Below are 16,642 nucleotides of genomic sequence, written 5' to 3'. Positions count from 1 at the left end.
TGGCCGATCAGCAGGGCCGGTTTTCAGCCACGGTGACTAAGAGTACTTGGTCACCGTGGCTTTTTCGAGGCGGGAAATCGCCAGATACATCAGGCCCGATAGCAGCGCCAGCACAACGATGGCAGCCATCACAATATTAAGTTTGAATATTTGGCTGCCATTGATGATCAGGAACCCCAGCCCCTGGCTGGCAGACTGGAATTCACCCACGATGACACCCACCAGGGCAAGGCCGATGTTCATTTTGAGGGCGGCCAGCATGGTTGGGACACTGCCTGGCAACACCACCATGGTCAAGACCTGCCTGCGTGTTGCACCCAGGGTGATCGCCAGCTTGATCTTGTTGGAGTCAATGCCACGAAAGCCCTCGTAGACCACCATGATGGTGATGAAGATCGAGATGGCGACGGCCATGCCGTAGATGGAGTAATCCGGGCCCAGCCAGATGTAGAAAATAGGCACCAGGGCGATCTTGGGCATGGCATTGGCAATCACCATGAAAGGATCAATGACCTTGTATAGCGTGGTGGACCACCACAGCATGGCGGCAATGGCGACACCCACAACCATGCTGAACGTGAAACCCACGAGGGTTGCCCGAAATGTGGCCCATGTATGAGCCAGGAGATCGCCGTTTTCAAATAGGTCCACCAAGGTGGGCCAGACGGCGCTCGGGTAGCTGGTCAGCAGCGGGTTCATGAGGTGTGTGCGGGCCAGGATTTCCCATAGTGCAAGCACCGCCAGCAGCAGAATGAACCTGGCAGTCAGCACAAAGCGGCGCCGACTGGTTTCGCGGCGCAGATAGGCGGCGTAGGCCGGGCTGGGGGTGGCGGAGGGGGCTTGCGCGTGCCCAGGTGAGGATAGGCTCATTTCAGTGGTTCGAGTATTCATTTGATCTGCTCCCGCGCGACTTAGCCTTCGACGTGAACGTCAAGCTCGTCCCAAAGGGTGTTGAAATACGAAGTGAATTCAGGAAGTGCGCGTACTTCAAAAGGCGTTGGCCGACCCTTTACGCTTGGGAATCGGATCGTGTGCTCCGATTTGATGCGTCCCGGGCGGCGGGACAGCACAACAACCCTGTCTGTCATGGAAATCGCTTCACCAATATCGTGCGTGACCAGCACCACCGTCTTGCCTTCAGCACGCAAGACTTCCACAACCTCATCGGCGATGGCAAGCCTGGTTTGCGAATCCAGGGCGGAGAACGGTTCATCCAGCAACACCACATCCGGGTTTGTGGTGAGCGTGCGGGCCAGGGCAACACGCTGTCGCATGCCGCCGGACAACGCCTTGGGGTATTGATCCAAAAAGCGGCCCAGACCGCACTTTTCCAGGAAATGGACGGCCCGATCCCGTGCCACACGGATGTCACGCCCCTGAATCTGAGCGCCCAGCAGGGCGTTATCCAGGATCGTGCGCCATTCGAACAGATAGTCTTGCTGCAGCATGTAGCCAATTTTGGGTGAGGGCGTGGTAACTGGCTGGTCTCCCACGTGCACTGTGCCTTCGGAAGGGGGCAAAAGCCCGGCGATGATGGACAGCAGCGTGCTTTTTCCACAGCCCGATTGGCCAATCAGGCTGACGAATTCACCCGGCTCGATGGTCAGCGAGACATCCGACAGGGCCAGTATCTCTGCCTTTGGTGTGAAATAGCGCAGTGAGACATGACTGATCCTGATCCGGTTTTCCGCATGGACCGGACGTTCCAGCGTACAGGTATCTGAGGCTTCTGTTGCGATCATGGCATTACCTTTTTGGCAAAACTGACATCAACCAGTTGTGCATAGGGTACCCGCTGTTCGGGCTTGAGCAAGCCGCGGTCGATCAGCATGTCCTGGAGCTTTTCCATGGCGGGCTGTTCGATCAGCGGATTTTTCTTCCAGAGATGCAAGGGGCGATAGCGGTTGATCGCCTTGACCAGCTCTGCCTGGCTTACACCGGGAAAATACGACTCTATATGCTTGGCAAGATCTTCTGCGGTGGCCGTCTCGACGTATTTCTGTGCCCGATAAATTGCTTTGGTCCAGGCGTCCAGCACCTCCGGGTGCTCCTTGATGTAGGTATCCGTTGTGGTGAAGGCCGTGAAGTCTACCGGCCCGACTTCATGGCCAATTGAGGCCACCACTTCGCCCTTGCCCGCCTTTTCCATGTTGCTGGCCTCAGGTTCAAGAAAAATGGCGTAGTCGGTTCTGTCTGCCATCCATGCGCCGGCGCGCGCAGCGGGCCCGATATTGCTGACAATCTTGACGTCCTTGTCGGGATCCAGGCCATGCTGCTTGAGCGCTGTTTCAAGGAACACGTCGGGGTTTGATCCCTGACCAAACGACATGACAGACTTGCCTTTCATGTCGTTCCAGTTAAAAGGCTTTGTGGGGTTTTTGCCCAACAGCAGAAACCCATCAGTTGCGGTGAGGCCGGCAAACAGGCGGGCTTTTACCGGGGATTCGCTGTTGTTGACGTAGACCGATGCTTCCGGGCCAATCAACACCACATCGGCACCGCCTGACAGCAATGCAGCCATGCCCTTGTCGGTTCCCTGAGAGGTCTTGAGGGAGACATCCAGCCCTTCGTCTGTGAAATACCCCTGGTTCAGGGCCACATACATCGGCATATAGAGAATGGAGCGCACCACTTCCTGGTAGCGGACCTTGGTGGGTGATGCAGCGTTGACGGGCATGGCCGATAGCGCCACGCCGCCTGCGATGGCGAGCGACAAGGCGGTATGGAGAGGCCGGTGCAGCGCGAAGCTTCGTATCGATTTGAAGAGGTTCATCGTTTTGTCTCCTGTCGTTTTGATTCATTTATATCAACGGGCAGTGCGGCATTTACACAGAATCATCCTGCGTAGGTCAATGCATTTTTCCCAAGAAGATGCGCTTCCGAGAACCGCCTGGCGTACTCCTGCATTCTTGGGTTTCCGAATACGTCGATTGGAGTGGAGGTGACACGTTCCCTGAAAATTTGCACGTCAACCCCCTCCAGCAGGCGCTGTAGGGCACGTGCAAGCGGCATGCCGTTTTCCATGATCTCCAGTACATGACTGTTGCCAACCATCAATTGAAGTCCCAGGTCTTTGGCGGCCTCGACCAAGGCGTGCCCTTCGTAGACCCGGCTGATGGAGGCCAGTACGGTATTGATGTCCGGGTCTTCCTTGAGGGCCGCACGTAGATGGTCTGGGGTAAAGCCGGTGTGTGGGAATATATGCACCAGTTTGTGGATCGGGCTGTCCGCATCGCCCAGCAGGACACGCCCGCGGGTGACCAGGCTGCCCTCCTGGATGTTGTTGGAACCTTTAAGCCGCCTTTCGGCTTCCAGCATGTCCATCTCCACCTCCAGCCCCATAAAGCTGTCCAGTCGTGTCAGGATATCGCGCATGCTGCGCACCTCCTCCAGCGGCGTGCCTACATACATGACGTTGCCGTGCAGTCCGCCATACGCGATGCTGCTCTTTAGGATGGAGTGGCCGTGTAGATGGGCGATTCCGGGGTGTAGGCCGTGAAAAGCCTCATGGCATTCCAGCACTGCAATCCCATATAGATCCAGATAATCCCTGAGAGTCACGCCGCCGCAGCTGGCGGCATCCGCCACAGGATGGTGCGCCACAATGGCGTCAACGCCGGTGGCACCTGCCAGTTCGACGCTTTGCTCGGTAAGCGTCATGCAGACCGCGATTTTTTTGATTTCCTTTGTTGGGTCGCCATGGATGAGACTGGGGATTTCCAGCACGCTCTTGCCGTAGATACCGGATGATTTCAGTATGACGAATTCGTAGCTGCCGTCCCTGGCCGCCTCAACAGAAGGAGCCATACGTCCGTCCGTAATGATGTTCAGGGAATCCAAGAGGTCGGCAACTGTCTTCATTTTGAAAATCCAATAAAAAAGCCGGCACCAAGCGCTGGAATTGTCTTCCAGTGTTCGGTGCCGGCGATATCGTGCGCTTTCCGATGCCTGCACATTTTGTGCAGGGAACCTGAAAGACCTTCAACCAGCCAGCATGGGCTGCGTAGGGTATTGCATCACAGCATCAAGTGCTTAATGCAAATACGTCTGTACTTCTTTTTTCAGTAAGACAAGCGTTGATGAGAGCTCGTCGTCCCGATCGTAATCTTTAAAGATGGAACTGACTTCAAATTGATAATTTTTAGTCAGAATCTCCTTGAATTGGCTTTTGAACAAACGAACAAGATAGTAGTCGGCGATATCGGCTACCAATGCTGACTGCTCACTCACGATCTGTAGCGGTACAACTCTTTTGTGGACGGCCAACATGAAGATTTTCTCGTCCACGATGTCGATTTTCAGGGTGACAACCCCGGTGGCAAACAGGCGCGAATTGATGGCGTTGTAGTCGCGTGTCAATGCCTGCTTTAGTTCACCCAAGGTTTTGCACTTTTCCTGAGCCATGAAGCTACCTGTTGACATTCATTCATTGGCACTTAATTTAAGTATACAGTATATCGTTTGAATGTTTACCCCCAGGGAAACCCTAGAATCAGAGCCGCTGTTCAGGGGTAGATAGCTTGTTTGTACTTCAACAAGTTCAGCGTGTGAGGTGGTGTTTACCCATAGATTTTTACATCGAGGGGCAGAATCTCAAGTGTGCATCCCCAGGGGCACACTTTATACTTGCGCCATGTCCCAATATTCTCTTCGTGACGACCCCGCGACGACCCGTTCCCTGGTCGATATGCCCGAGTGGAAACGCTTTGCCGTAGCCGCGCAAACGTGCCCATCGCAAGCGGATGGTCTGGACCTTCTTGAGGCCCCCGGCCTCACCCTGGATGCCAGCGGGCAGCGGCATTCGCCCGAGCTGAATGCGGCGGGTGAAGCCTTGTTGCGCGCCCGTGGCTTTGAGGAGCAGCGCCGGCGGCTGTTGGCTGGAGAGATTGTTAATGCGACTGAAAACCGTGCGGCCTGGCATACGGTACTGCGCGCGCCTGCCGCTCCACCGGAGGTATTGGCCGAGCGCGAGCGCATGGATGCCTGGGTGCGCAAGGCCGATGCCGAGCGCCGTTGGCGGCATATCGTACATATTGGTATTGGCGGCTCGGACTGGGGGGTTCGGCTGGCTGTGTCCGCCTTTGGCTATGCCGGCACCTGGCGTGATGTCCGCTTTGTGGCCAATATCGACGGCCATGCCATTGAGGGCGGCTTGGCGGGCCTCGATCCGCGAGATACGCTGATTGTGCTGGTGTCCAAGTCGTTTACCACCTCCGAAACACTGGAAAACGGTGCACGTGCCCGAGAGTGGTTGCTGGCTGCGGGCCTGGATCCTGCCAATCATATTGTGGCGGTCACGGCACAGGCGCAGCGTGCGCGCAGCTGGGGGGTGGCAGACAGGCATATTTTTAAGCTCTGGGATTGGGTGGGTGGCCGCTTTTCGATCTGGTCAGCGGTCAGCCTCACCACTGCCCTGGCAGTGGGGGCCGACGTGCTGGCAGGCCTACGCATGGGGGCTGCCGCAATGGACGGCCATTTCACGCAGGCGCCCTACGCGTTCAACGTGCCGGTACGCATGGCGTTGGCCGGTGTGGTCAATCGCAGCGTGCTGGGTCAGGGCTCGCTTAACATTGCGCCCTATGACTCGCGTCTGGCCAACCTGGTGCCTTATGTGCAGCAGCTGGATATGGAATCGCTGGGCAAGTCGGTAGACCTGGCCGGGCGCCCGGTGGGTGTGCCCACAGGGCCCGCGGTTTGGGGGATGCCGGGCACAGACGCGCAGCACACATTTTTTCAGTGGATGCATCAGGGTAGCGACGGCGCGCCGGTCGACTTCATTCTGTGTGCGCATGCCGATCATCATTGGTCGGCCCACCACCGGCAGTTGCTGGCCAATTGCCTGGCTCAGCGTGAGGCACTGATGCGCGGCAAAAGCCTGGCTCAGGCGCGGGCCGAATGCTTATCCGAGGGGCTGAGCGAAGAGGATGCCGATCGCCTGGCACCCCATCGGGTCCATCCAGGCGGGCGGCCCAATCACCTGATTGCCTTGCCGCGCCTGTCACCGTACTCGTTGGGTGCCTTGCTGGCGCTGTACGAGCATCGAGTGTTTACCCAGGGCGTCATCTGGGGCATTGATCCCTTTGACCAGTGGGGCGTTGAGTACGGCAAGGTGCTGGCGCGCGGGATCGTGCAGGCCCTGGCGCCAACAAGTGACGAAGCCAGCGTCGCAGGGCATGATGCCTCAACGTGTCACTGGATCCGGCAGTTGCGTGGCTGATTGGCGGGATTTGAAGTAATCACGCGTCAGTTTCACGATCACTGGGCTAAGCAGGATGAGTGATGCCAGGTTGGGTAGCGCCATCAGGCCGTTAAGGGTGTCGGCTAGCAACCAGGCGAAATCCAGCTGGGTGATGGCGCCAAAGGGGATGGCGACAACCCAGATCAGGCGAAACGGCAGGGTGGTTTTGGCACCCAGCAGAAACTCCCAGCATTTCTCGCCGTAGTAGCTCCAGCCCAAAATCGTTGTGAAGGCAAAGATCACCAGAGCGATAGTGAGGATAATGCCGCCGAAGCCGGGCATGGAAACCTCGAATGCACTGGCTGACAATGCGGCGCCGCTTTCTCCGCTGGACCAGACACCAGAGCAGACAATCGCCAGACCCGTGATGCTGCAGATGATGATGGTGTCGATGAATGTACCCATCATGCCAATCAGGCCAGACTCCACTGCATTATTGGTGGTACCCGCTGCCTGCGCAATCCCGGCAGAGCCCAGGCCGGCCTCGTTGGAGAAGATACCGCGGGCCACCCCGAAGCGGATGGCTGCCATGACGGCTGCACCGGCGAAACCGCCTGTTGCGGCAATGGGTGAAAACGCGTGCGAGAAGATCAAGTCCAGCGCTTCAGGGATGCGCTCGGCGTTGATCACGAGAACAACCAGACCTGCCAGCACGTAAGCCACGCACATAAAGGGTACCAGCGAAGCGGCCACAGCGCCGATACGCTTGATTCCGCCCAGAATCACCAGACCGATCAGCACCATGGTGACTACCCCGGTGATCCAGGTGGGTACGGCAAAGGTGGCTTCAAGTGCCAGCGCCATGCTGTTGACCTGCACCATATTGCCGATGCCAAAGCCTGCGAAGCCGCCAAATATGGCGAAGGCGACACCCAGCCAGAGCCACTTGCGACCCAGGCCATTTTTGATGGCATACATAGGGCCACCGGAGTGCTCGCCGCGTTCGTCTTTCTCACGGAAGTGCACGGCCACCACGACTTCGGCGTATTTGGTCGCCATCCCTACCAGTGCGGTGCACCACATCCAGAACAATGCGCCGGGGCCGCCCATGGCAATGGCTGTCGCTACGCCGGCGATGTTACCCGTGCCCACGGTGGCTGCAAGGCAAGTCATCAGGGCTTCGAAGGGGCTGATCTCACCGGTGGAGGCATCGCCGCGGTGACGACCGCGCCAGATCATGGCAAAACCGGTGCCAATACGGCGCAACGGCATGAACCGCAGCAAGACCATCAGAAAGAAGCCCGTGCCCAGGATCAACACCAGCATGGGGGGGCCCCAGACTAAGCCATTGATTTGGTTGACAATAGAATTCAGGGTGTCCAAATGCGTCTCCCGCTGTATAAGTAGAATGCCGGCAATGCTATCACTGTCATTTAGGTAGAAAACACTAAAAAACCTTATAAACCTAGCAATAAGCACCAAAACGGGTTCAATTTACCTATTACCTAGGGTTATCACTAGCGTAGTTTTGCGACTATTCGCTTCCAGAAGATCTGTCTATTCTGCTCTTTCCGGGGGTGCTCCCCTGCTTGACACAGGTGTCAGTGGCCGCATTCCTGGCCTGGTCGACACCTGCCCACACAGGAGACCTGTCATGCGAGAAAGATTGGATTGCGCACTGCTTGCTTCCGGGCAAGAGCCCTGGGTCTCTGCGCTGGCAGGGGTTCACCTCAACGGGCGGCTGCAGGTGCACGCCCTGCCCAAAGAGCATCTGGCCGTGGATACCCTGCTGGATGATCCGGCCCTGATGCGTGGGCGCTACGATGCCGGGGTGCTGTACGCCGACGAGGCCTCGTTGCCGATGTGGCGTACCGCCCTGGCTGCCCGGGCCGGCCGTCTGCCTGCGGTGTTGCTGGTGTATGCCGTTGGTCTTAAAGCCCAGGCGGTACACGATCTCATCGGCCTGGGAGTGTCCGATTTCATCCGCCCGCCATTTTGCCCCGAAGAGCTCCGTGCGCGATTAGAAAGCGTATTGTGCCGTCTGGCTCCTGCTCACGTGGCAGAGCCCAATCCCCTATATGGCAGTGCCACAGGCAAGATGGCACTGGCTTGTCAAAGCCCCACCGAGGCTGATCTCTGCGAGTCGATTCTCGAGCGTTCCGGCGAAGAACTCGAAGCCTATGCTGTGGCGCTGGCAATGCAGCGGGCTACTTCCCGAGAGTCCTTTCGCGAAGCCAAAGGCCAGGTGGTTGCCCGGTTTGAGAAAGCCTATATCTGTGCGGCGCTTGGGCGCCACGGCGGCAATATTACGCTGGCCGCCCGCATGGCACAAAAGCACCGGCGGGCTTTTTGGGCACTGATGCGCAAGCACGGCATCGACCCCACACCCTATCGTGCCGAGTTCGAAGACATCACACGCAGTGGGGCGGGTAAAATCCAAGGTCATCCGCTTGTTGAACCTTATTCGCGTGGTGTACGCGATCGCCCACAGGATATCTGACGTGACCCCTTTGAAAAACGATACGTTTTTACGCGCGCTGCTGCGCCAGCCTGTTCCTTACACGCCAATCTGGATGATGCGTCAGGCAGGCCGCTATCTTCCCGAGTACAACCAAACGCGCGCCAGGGCAGGGTCGTTTCTGGGTTTGGCGCAAAATCCTGAATACGCCTGCGAAGTCTCCCTGCAGCCCTTGCGCCGCTTTGATCTGGATGCTGCAATCCTGTTTTCCGATATTCTCACGGTGCCCGACGCCATGGGCCTGGGCCTGCAGTTTGTGGCCGGAGAAGGCCCGCACTTCGAGCGCCCGCTGCGCGACGAGCAGGCCATTACAGCCCTGCAGGTGCCCGACATGGGCCGCCTGCAATACGTCTTCGACGCGGTGTCGCTGGTGCGTCGCGAGCTCGACGGCAGCGTGCCCCTGATCGGCTTTTCCGGCAGCCCCTGGACACTGGCCTGCTATATGGTTGAGGGTCAGGGCAGCACCGATTACCGCCAGATCAAGACGTTGCTGTATCAACGTCCCGATCTCCTGCACCATATTCTCGATATCAACGCGCAGTCGGTGCAGGCATATCTCAACGCACAGATCCGTGCAGGTGCGCAGGCCGTCATGGTCTTTGACAGCTGGGGTGGGGTATTGGCCGACGGCATGTTCCAGCAGTTCTCGCTGCGCTACACCCAGCAAGTGCTGGACGGCCTGATTCGAGAACACGAGGGGCAGCGTATTCCTGCCATTGTCTTTACCAAGGGGGGCGGTCAGTGGGTGCGGGATATTGCTGCCTCGGGCTGCGATGCCGTGGGCCTCGACTGGACAGCCCGGCTGTCCGCTGCGCGCCTGGCTGTCAATGATCAAGTAGCCCTGCAAGGTAACCTCGATCCCATGGCGCTGTTTGGTGGCGATGCAGCCATCCGCACCGAAGTCCGTCGTGTGTTGGCTGATTTTGGCCAGGTGGGCAAAGGTGGCCATGTCTTTAATCTGGGCCACGGGATTTCCCAGTTTACGTCGCCCGATGCTGTGGTATCGCTGGTCGACGAAGTGCATTCGGCCAGCAGGGCCTATCATGCCTGACATCCTTCGCTGCCTCACCTGATCCCCTGGCGGCAGCGGACAGTTTTCCGATAGCAAGGCCCTGATCTGCTTACCCACGTATCAGGCCTTGCCTCTAAGCACTTGATTTTGCTGCCCCTGTTCAAGGGCTTGACTTTTGTGCTTATGCACAATTTTCAGATGCTCAGGGAAAACACCCAAGATTCTTGAACAAATCTTGGATTAATTCTTAACCTGTTGATTAATAAACAATTATCTAAAAGTACTGTTGTTTTGACAGGTCTTGACGTTCTTTTGGAACTGGTGTTGGCACCTTTATTTTCTCTTTCTCCACAAAGTTATCCACAGGCTTGGCCGTGGATGCTGTCTGGTCGGTGAGTCCCTTGGCCGCCTCGATAGCGCCCCATGCGGCTGTTGCCAAAGAGGATAAAACCATGACAGTGGCCTCATCGGTGTACCTTGCCGTTGCCCTGGATGTCCCTCTGCCCGGCCTGTTTGATTATCGGCATGAGGTGCCTGTGGCAGCCGGCACGCGGGTGCTGGTTACGTTTGGCCGGCGCAAAATGGTGGGGATTGTCTGGGAGACACGCGAACACCCCCAGGTGGCAGAAGATCGTGTCCGTGCCATCGAGGCCGTGCTGGATGATTTGCCTCCCTTGCCGGAAGACTGGCGGCAGTTGGCTGCGTTTGCTGCCCGGTATTACCACCGCCCCTTGGGCGAAGTGATGCTGCCGGCCTTGCCGCCGCCGCTGCGCAGGCCGGCGGCTTATACCGGTGCGCGTTCTGCCGGTGGGCCCGTCAGCCGCGCAGACCGCCGGCCTGGGCTTTCGCGTGCACCGGTGGATCCCGCCGAGGCCCCGATGGTGGTGCCCTCTCTCACGGTGCAGCAACAACAGGCCCTGGACACCCTGGATGGGCTGCTTGACCGTGGGCAAGGGGTTGCCTTGCTGCACGGTGTCACCGGTAGTGGCAAAACCGAGCTCTATCTGCGTTTGGCCAAGCGCGTCCTCGACGCTGGCCGCCAGGTCATGATCCTGGTGCCAGAGATCAACCTCACCCCCCAGTTCGAGCACATCGTGCGACAACGGCTTTGCCAGCAGCCCCAGGAGCTGGCGGTATTGCACAGCCGCTTGTCCGATGGCGAGCGTCTGCGTGCATGGTTGCGCGTGCTAAGGGGCGAAGCCACCCTGTTGCTGGGTACCCGGCTTGCCTTGATGACACCAATGCCCCGTTTGGGCCTGATTGTGGTGGACGAAGAGCACGATGCTTCGTACAAGCAGCAAGATGGCCTGCGATACTCGGCACGTGACCTCGCCATCTGGCGTGGGCACGACCAGAAAATCCCCGTGGTGTTGGGGTCTGCCACACCCTCGCTGGAAACCTGGCGGCGTGCCCAGGCACACGATTACCTGCTGGTCAGCCTGCCTGACCGCGTGCAGGCCCAGGCCTTGCCAGAAATTGTGCTGGTCGATACGCGTCGGGCACAACTCGAGCAGGGGTTTACGCCACAGCTGCTGCAGGCCCTGGAGGCCCGCCTCGAGCGCGGCGAGCAAAGCCTGGTATTCCTTAATCGCCGGGGTTATGCGCCCGTATTGCGGTGTTTGTCGTGTGGCTGGGTAAGCCAGTGCACGCGCTGCACAGCGCACACGGTGCTGCATCGGGTGTCGGGCGGCCGGGCCTTGCTGCAATGCCACCATTGTGGCGAAGCTCATCCGGTGCCTCGTGCCTGCCCCGACTGCGGCGACCAAGACCTGCAGCCGATGGGGCGGGGCACTCAAAGGGTCGAAGAATTCCTGGCCGAGCGTTTTCCTGCAGCGCGCATTATCCGTATCGACGCGGATGCAACCCGGCGCAAGGGCAGTGCGCAAGCGCTGTTTGCGCAGGTTCATGCCGGGCAAGCCGATATTTTGGTGGGCACCCAGATGGTGGCCAAGGGCCACGACTTTGCCGGCCTGGGTTTGGTGGGCGTGCTTAACGCCGACGCCATGCTGTTTGCCCAGGATTTCCGGGCCCCCGAGCGCCTGTTTGCACAATTGATGCAGGTGGCCGGCCGGGCTGGGCGCCGGGCTGGTGGGGCGCAGGTACTGGTGCAAACCGACTACCCCGAGCAAACCGTTTATCAAGCCTTGTGTCGCCATGATTACAACGGCTTTGCCACCGCAATGCTGGCAGAGCGTGAAGACCTCGGCCTGCCGCCCTTTTCCTGTCAGGCACTCATTACCGCGCAGGCCACCCAGCTGGCGGACGCTCTGGCGTTTTTACGTGCAGTCCGTGCTTGGGCGCAACCCCTCACCGAGGGCACTGGCGTGCAACTGTATGATGCAGTGCCTCTGCGCGTGGTGCGTGTGGCCCGCATCGAAAGAGCGCAATTGCTGATCGAGTCGCCGCGTCGAGGTGCCTTGCATGGTGTGTTGCAGGCACTCTTGCCGCAACTGGATGCCCTGGCACAGGGCTGGCCCGTGCGCTGGGCCGTCGAGATCGACCCACAGGAAATCTGACCCATGGACCTCAATGCCCGTCAGCAAGAAGCCGTGCACTATCTGGATGGCCCCTGTCTGGTGCTGGCCGGCGCGGGCAGCGGCAAGACGCGGGTCATCACCCGCAAGATGGCTTATTTGCTTCAGGAATGTGGCTATCAGGGCCGCCATATTGTGGCGCTTACCTTTACCAACAAGGCCGCGCGCGAAATGAGCGAGCGTGTCCGGACGCTCGCCAACCCTCGTCTGCTGCGAGGTCTGACAGTCGGGACATTTCACTCGCTGGGTTTGAAGTTTCTGCGCGAGGAATATGCCGCGCTGGGGCTGAAACGCGGGTTCTCCATCCTGGATGCCACGGATGCGCTGGGAATTATCCAGGAGCTCCTGGCCAGTACCGATCGCGCGCGTCTGCGTGCAGTGCAGCAAACCATTTCTCTCTGGAAAAACGCACAGCTGGGCCCCGATGCGGCCGCCAAACAGGCCCAGACGGCGGATGATGCCGAGGCCGTGCGTATCTACAGAAGCTATGAAGCCACCCTGCGCGCATATCAGTCGCTGGATTTTGACGACCTGATCCGCCTGCCTGCCCACTTGCTGCAAACAGATGAGGCCGTCAGGCAGCGCTGGCAATCGCGTGTGCAGTATTTGCTGGTAGACGAATACCAGGACACCAATACCTGCCAGTATCAGTTGGTGCGCCTGTTGTGCGGTGATCGGGCCCAATTTACAGCGGTGGGAGACGACGATCAGGCGATTTACGCCTGGCGCGGTGCAACCGTCGAAAACCTCGCTCAGCTCGAGCGCGACTATCCCCGCCTCAAGGTCGTCAAGCTCGAGCAAAACTATCGCTCTGTGCAGCGCATCCTGCAGGCTGCCAACCAGGTCATCAGCCATAATCCAAAAACCTTCGATAAAACCCTGTGGTCGGATCTGGGCGTGGGAGATGCCATCGGCGTGACCGCCATGGACACAGATCTTGTCGAGGCAGAATCCATTGCCATGCGGTTATCCGCGGCGCGCTTCGAGCGCCAGGCCCAATGGAAAGACTTTGCCGTGCTGTACCGTGGCAACCATCAGGCCCGGGTATTCGAGCAGGCGCTGCGCACTTTGCGGATCCCGTATACCGTGTCTGGCGGGCAAAGCTTTTTCGATAAGGCTGAAATCCGTGACGTGCTGGCGTGGTTGCGGTTGATTGCCAATGATGACGAAGATCCCGCGTTCATTCGGGCTGCCACCACGCCCAAGCGCGGTATTGGCCAAAACACCCTTCAGGCCTTGGGGGCCGAGGCGGCGCGGCGGGGTGTTTCCCTGTTTGCAGTCGCTGCCGAGGTAACTGAGGCGCTTCTGCCCACTGCGCGGCAACGCGAGGCCGTGCAATCCTTTGTCCGTCTGATCCAGTATTTTCAGGCGCGTGCGGCGCGCCGGGGTGGGGCGGTGCCGGTGATGCCGGGGGCATCCACGCAAGCAGATCTGGCGTTTGAGCCCGATCCAGCTCCCGCAGGGGGTTCGCTGGCAGAGGGCTTGATCCGCGAACCAGACGGCCAGGCAGCAGCTGCCGGCGTAGATGGCTTGATCACCGACAATGCCGGCCGGGTGCTGGAAGACCTGCTGGCCGCCATGGGCTACGAACGCCATCTGTATGACATCCTGGATGAGCGTCAGGCGCTGGCCCGCTGGACCAACGTCCTCGAACTCCTGTCCTGGCTCAAGCGCAAGGCCGATGAGGATGAACTTACGCTGCTCGAGCTCGTGCAGCACGTGGCGCTGGTAACCATGCTGGAGCGTTCAGACAACGAAGAGCCCGACGCTGTCAAACTCTCCACCCTGCATGCGTCCAAGGGGCTGGAGTTTCCCCATGTCTATTTGATCGGGGTGGAAGAAGGCCTGCTGCCCCACCGAGGGGGTGACGACGAAGGCGATGTCAGCGAAGCGGCCATGGCTGCCCGGTTACGCCGCATCCAGGAAGAGCGGCGCCTGATGTATGTGGGCATTACGCGTGCGCAACGCACCCTGCAGCTCAGTTGGTGCCGCAAACGACGTCGCGGCCGTGAGGATACCGTGTGTGAACCCTCCCGGTTTATCGCCGAGATGGGCCTGGAGGCCCAGATGGCAGGATTGCCTGCAGAGACGGGCCTGGATCCGGACCGCGCACTGGATCGCCTCAAGAACTTACTGAAGCGCCCATAAAAACAGCCGCTTTCTTAAGCGGCTGTGGGTACTGCCTTCGCGGAAGATCTGTCCGTCAAACGGATACTTTTTTACCAGGGTGCGCGGTTATACAGCATGTTGCGGGCGCGCGCTTCGGCATGGGCGTTAATCGCCACCACCACTCCCCGGCCAAATGCTTTGGTGCCGCGGACCAGCAGACGACCAACTTTGCGCACGCCCTTTTGCAAGGACAGCGGCTTTGACTCGTCCAGGCTTGCGTGCAGATAAGCGCGCTCTAGAGAATCAGACAACAGGTTTGGGGTGTAGGTATGGCTCATAACTGACTCCTGCTTCAGAAGCTTCAGATTTCGATAGAGTCAGTATAGGGTAAACCCTAAATAAAAGCTAGGGGTAAACCCTAATCTTCTGTTTGATGAGGCCTTTTGTGAGATCTGTGGTGAAAAAACAAAGCATGCCTTATCCCTTGCGGGTAAAGAATTGTTGAAATGCCGCTTGGGCCTCTGGGGATTTCAGCCGCTCGAAAAACACCGCTGCCTCGGCATCCAGTACCTGGTGCACGGCCGGCCTGTCATTGGCTTTCAGCAGCCGCTTGCTGGCGCGTAGTGCCGCCGAAGGTTGTGCGGCCAGGCCTTTGGCGCAAGCCCGTGCTGTCGCCAAGGGGTCGTCTTCGATGCTGTGGATCAGGTGCCCTTCCAGGGCTTGCGCGGCGTCAAATGGCTGAGCATGCAGCAGCCATTGGGCGGCAAGCCTTGGGCCCGCCAAGCGTGGCAGCAGATAGCTGGAAGCACCTTCCGGGCAGAGCCCAAGCGACACAAATGGCAGCCTGAAGACGGCGGTTTGATCGGCATACACAAAATCGCAGTGTGCCAGCAGCGTAACCCCGACACCCACCGCCTGCCCTTGCACAGACGCAATCACGGGCACGTCGATGTCGGCCAGTGTGTGCAAAAAGGCGATGGAGCCCACATCGCGGCTATTTTGCGGCATCTGAAACTCGGATAAATCGTTACCGGCAGTAAAGTGGCCGCCGGCACCGTGCAGGATCACCGCCGTGCACTCGGGGTTGGCGTTGGCTGCCTTTAGTGCCTGGTCGATCTCCCGGTACATTGCGTCGGTGAGCGCATTGCGGCGCTCGGGACGGTCAATCAGGATTTCCAGGATCGGGCCGTTTTGCTGGGTGCGGATCATGCGCAGGTCTCCCGGGAGAAATGGTCTTGCAACGTACGCGCTGCCCGGTCGTACTCTTGGCGCAATTGAGCGACGATCTCGGCGGTGGGCAAGATGCTGTTGATATTGCCTACCCCTTGGCCCGCGCCCCAGATATCCCGCCAGGCCTTTTTGTTGTCGCTGCCAAAGTGAGTGTCCTGGGCGGCGGGGAGATTGTCTGGATCCAGGCCAATCTGATGCACGCAAGGCTTGAGGTAGTTGCCGGGGATGCCGGTAAAGTAGGGGGTATAGACGATGTCGGCGGCTGCAGTGTCGACGATCATCTGTTTATATTCCTGCTGGGCATGCGCCTCTGTGCTGGCGATGAATCGGGTGCCCATGTAGGCAAAATCTGCGCCCATGGCGCGTGCGGCCAGAACATCCTGGCCACGGCTGATTGCACCAGACAGACAGATTGGCCCGTCAAAGATCTGCCGGATCTCTCCTAGCAGCGCAAAAGGTGACAAGGTGCCTGCATGGCCCCCCGAGCCGGCGCACACCAGGATCAGGCCATCCACGCCCGCGTCAATGGCCTTGCGGGCATGGCGAAGCGTGGTGACATCATGAAAAACCTTGCCGCCCCACTGGTGTACGGCGTCTACCACCTGATTGGGTGCCCGCAAGCTGGTGATGATGAGAGGCACCTGATGACGGGCGCATGTTTCCAGATCCGCCTGAAGACGATCATTGGACTGATGAATGATATGGTTGATGGCGTAGGGTGGTACTGGACGATTGGGGTGGGCTTCGCGCAGTGCGGCCAGCCCGTCTTCGATCTCGGTGAGCCATGTATCCAGTGTCTCTTGCGGGCGGGCGTTCAGAGCGGGCATCGAGCCGATAATCCCGCTGGCGCACTGGGCGATCACAAGCTGCGGGTTGGAGATGATGAACATGGGTGCGGCCATCACCGGCAAGGTCATGGTTTGGTGCAGGGATGTCACAAGAGGGTGAGGCATGGATGAGTCTCCGACGGGCTAAGCCACCTATTCTAATTCAAACGATCGTTTGAATCATTCGGGTAATCCCGATACTAGCAAACAATAAAAAACCCTCGCGCCAATGTG

15 protein-coding genes are annotated in these 16,642 nt (G+C 59.0%); 5 read left to right on the top strand and 10 right to left on the bottom strand.

Features of this window, described 5'->3' with window-relative positions; translation table 11 throughout:
- Window positions 1-36 precede the first annotated feature (36 nt).
- The 5 genes from WA928_RS09620 to WA928_RS09600 form a co-directional block, all read right to left on the bottom strand.
- Window positions 37-891, bottom strand: coding sequence for an ABC transporter permease (locus WA928_RS09620; protein WP_424302751.1), 855 nt, complete (start codon window positions 889-891; stop codon window positions 37-39).
- 20 nt (window positions 892-911) lie between these two features.
- On the bottom strand, window positions 912-1,742 hold the full coding sequence (locus WA928_RS09615) for an ABC transporter ATP-binding protein (protein ID WP_424302748.1): 831 nt from the start codon (window positions 1,740-1,742) through the stop codon (window positions 912-914).
- A complete protein-coding gene (locus WA928_RS09610; protein ID WP_424302745.1) occupies window positions 1,739-2,773 on the bottom strand; it encodes an ABC transporter substrate-binding protein in 1,035 nt (344 codons plus the stop codon). The genes WA928_RS09615 and WA928_RS09610 overlap by 4 nt, the downstream gene beginning before the upstream one ends.
- A gap of 62 nt (window positions 2,774-2,835) precedes the next feature.
- Entirely contained in the window at window positions 2,836-3,861 is a 1,026-nt protein-coding gene (locus WA928_RS09605) for a Nif3-like dinuclear metal center hexameric protein (protein WP_424302742.1), read from the bottom strand.
- 171 nt (window positions 3,862-4,032) lie between these two features.
- The gene (locus WA928_RS09600) at window positions 4,033-4,380 is read right to left on the bottom strand and encodes a DUF2294 domain-containing protein (protein WP_424302739.1); all 348 of its coding nucleotides are present in this window, start codon (window positions 4,378-4,380) and stop codon (window positions 4,033-4,035) included.
- A 253-nt stretch (window positions 4,381-4,633) separates the two neighbouring features.
- Between WA928_RS09600 and pgi the strand changes: the two genes are divergently transcribed.
- A complete protein-coding gene (gene pgi, locus WA928_RS09595) occupies window positions 4,634-6,217 on the top strand; it encodes a glucose-6-phosphate isomerase (protein WP_424302736.1) in 1,584 nt (527 codons plus the stop codon).
- On the opposite strand, the gene WA928_RS09590 is transcribed toward pgi, so the two are convergent.
- Window positions 6,182-7,504, bottom strand: coding sequence for an alanine/glycine:cation symporter family protein (locus WA928_RS09590; protein WP_424302733.1), 1,323 nt, complete (start codon window positions 7,502-7,504; stop codon window positions 6,182-6,184). The genes pgi and WA928_RS09590 overlap by 36 nt on opposite strands.
- 328 nt (window positions 7,505-7,832) lie before the next feature.
- Here WA928_RS09590 and WA928_RS09585 point away from each other — a divergent pair, with 328 nt between their 5' ends.
- Together WA928_RS09585 and hemE are read left to right on the top strand one after the other, a co-directional pair.
- Window positions 7,833-8,678 (top strand): helix-turn-helix domain-containing protein, encoded by an 846-nt coding sequence (locus WA928_RS09585; RefSeq protein ID WP_424302730.1) that lies wholly within the window; start codon window positions 7,833-7,835, stop codon window positions 8,676-8,678.
- A 1-nt stretch (window position 8,679) separates the two neighbouring features.
- Window positions 8,680-9,747: a uroporphyrinogen decarboxylase gene (gene hemE / locus WA928_RS09580; RefSeq protein ID WP_350382687.1), complete on the top strand. Its 1,068-nt coding sequence runs from the start codon at window positions 8,680-8,682 to the stop codon at window positions 9,745-9,747.
- Window positions 9,748-9,982: 235 nt separating this feature from the next.
- On the opposite strand, the gene WA928_RS09575 is transcribed toward hemE, so the two are convergent.
- Window positions 9,983-10,162: a hypothetical protein gene (locus tag WA928_RS09575; RefSeq protein WP_424302726.1), complete on the bottom strand. Its 180-nt coding sequence runs from the start codon at window positions 10,160-10,162 to the stop codon at window positions 9,983-9,985.
- Between WA928_RS09575 and WA928_RS09570 the strand changes: the two genes are divergently transcribed.
- Together WA928_RS09570 and WA928_RS09565 are read left to right on the top strand one after the other, a co-directional pair.
- Window positions 10,161-12,224 (top strand): primosomal protein N', encoded by a 2,064-nt coding sequence (locus tag WA928_RS09570; RefSeq protein WP_424302723.1) that lies wholly within the window; start codon window positions 10,161-10,163, stop codon window positions 12,222-12,224. The genes WA928_RS09575 and WA928_RS09570 overlap by 2 nt on opposite strands.
- 3 nt (window positions 12,225-12,227) lie before the next feature.
- Window positions 12,228-14,390, top strand: coding sequence for a UvrD-helicase domain-containing protein (locus WA928_RS09565; RefSeq protein WP_424302720.1), 2,163 nt, complete (start codon window positions 12,228-12,230; stop codon window positions 14,388-14,390).
- 71 nt (window positions 14,391-14,461) lie between these two features.
- On the opposite strand, the gene WA928_RS09560 is transcribed toward WA928_RS09565, so the two are convergent.
- The 3 genes from WA928_RS09560 to WA928_RS09550 form a co-directional block, all read right to left on the bottom strand.
- On the bottom strand, window positions 14,462-14,689 hold the full coding sequence (locus WA928_RS09560; protein WP_424302718.1) for a hypothetical protein: 228 nt from the start codon (window positions 14,687-14,689) through the stop codon (window positions 14,462-14,464).
- A 139-nt stretch (window positions 14,690-14,828) separates the two neighbouring features.
- A complete protein-coding gene (locus tag WA928_RS09555; RefSeq protein ID WP_424302881.1) occupies window positions 14,829-15,566 on the bottom strand; it encodes an enoyl-CoA hydratase/isomerase family protein in 738 nt (245 codons plus the stop codon).
- The gene (locus WA928_RS09550) at window positions 15,557-16,534 is read right to left on the bottom strand and encodes an NAD(P)H-dependent flavin oxidoreductase (RefSeq protein WP_424302716.1); all 978 of its coding nucleotides are present in this window, start codon (window positions 16,532-16,534) and stop codon (window positions 15,557-15,559) included. The genes WA928_RS09555 and WA928_RS09550 overlap by 10 nt, the downstream gene beginning before the upstream one ends.
- Between the last annotated feature and the right edge of the window lie 108 nt (window positions 16,535-16,642).

The organism is Castellaniella sp. (assembly GCF_049651205.1).
Classification (GTDB): Bacteria; Pseudomonadota; Gammaproteobacteria; order Burkholderiales; family Burkholderiaceae_B; genus Castellaniella.
This window is presented reverse-complemented; position numbering and strand designations above follow the sequence as displayed.

Excerpts from the sequence above, each read along its gene's own strand:
- WA928_RS09585 (WP_424302730.1), top strand. The coding sequence starts at position 7,833 with ATGCGAGAAAGATTGGATTGCGCACTGCTTGCTTCCGGGCAAGAGCCC.
- pgi (WP_424302736.1), top strand. The coding sequence starts at position 4,634 with ATGTCCCAATATTCTCTTCGTGACGACCCCGCGACGACCCGTTCCCTG.
- WA928_RS09560 (WP_424302718.1), bottom strand. The coding sequence starts at position 14,689 with ATGAGCCATACCTACACCCCAAACCTGTTGTCTGATTCTCTAGAGCGC.
- WA928_RS09565 (WP_424302720.1), top strand. The coding sequence starts at position 12,228 with ATGGACCTCAATGCCCGTCAGCAAGAAGCCGTGCACTATCTGGATGGC.
- WA928_RS09590 (WP_424302733.1), bottom strand. The coding sequence starts at position 7,504 with ATGCTGGTGTTGATCCTGGGCACGGGCTTCTTTCTGATGGTCTTGCTG.
- WA928_RS09605 (WP_424302742.1), bottom strand. The coding sequence starts at position 3,861 with ATGAAGACAGTTGCCGACCTCTTGGATTCCCTGAACATCATTACGGAC.
- WA928_RS09615 (WP_424302748.1), bottom strand. The coding sequence starts at position 1,742 with ATGATCGCAACAGAAGCCTCAGATACCTGTACGCTGGAACGTCCGGTC.
- WA928_RS09620 (WP_424302751.1), bottom strand. The coding sequence starts at position 891 with ATGAATACTCGAACCACTGAAATGAGCCTATCCTCACCTGGGCACGCG.
- WA928_RS09570 (WP_424302723.1), top strand. The coding sequence starts at position 10,161 with ATGACAGTGGCCTCATCGGTGTACCTTGCCGTTGCCCTGGATGTCCCT.
- WA928_RS09610 (WP_424302745.1), bottom strand. The coding sequence starts at position 2,773 with ATGAACCTCTTCAAATCGATACGAAGCTTCGCGCTGCACCGGCCTCTC.
- WA928_RS09575 (WP_424302726.1), bottom strand. The coding sequence starts at position 10,162 with ATGGTTTTATCCTCTTTGGCAACAGCCGCATGGGGCGCTATCGAGGCG.
- WA928_RS09550 (WP_424302716.1), bottom strand. The coding sequence starts at position 16,534 with ATGCCTCACCCTCTTGTGACATCCCTGCACCAAACCATGACCTTGCCG.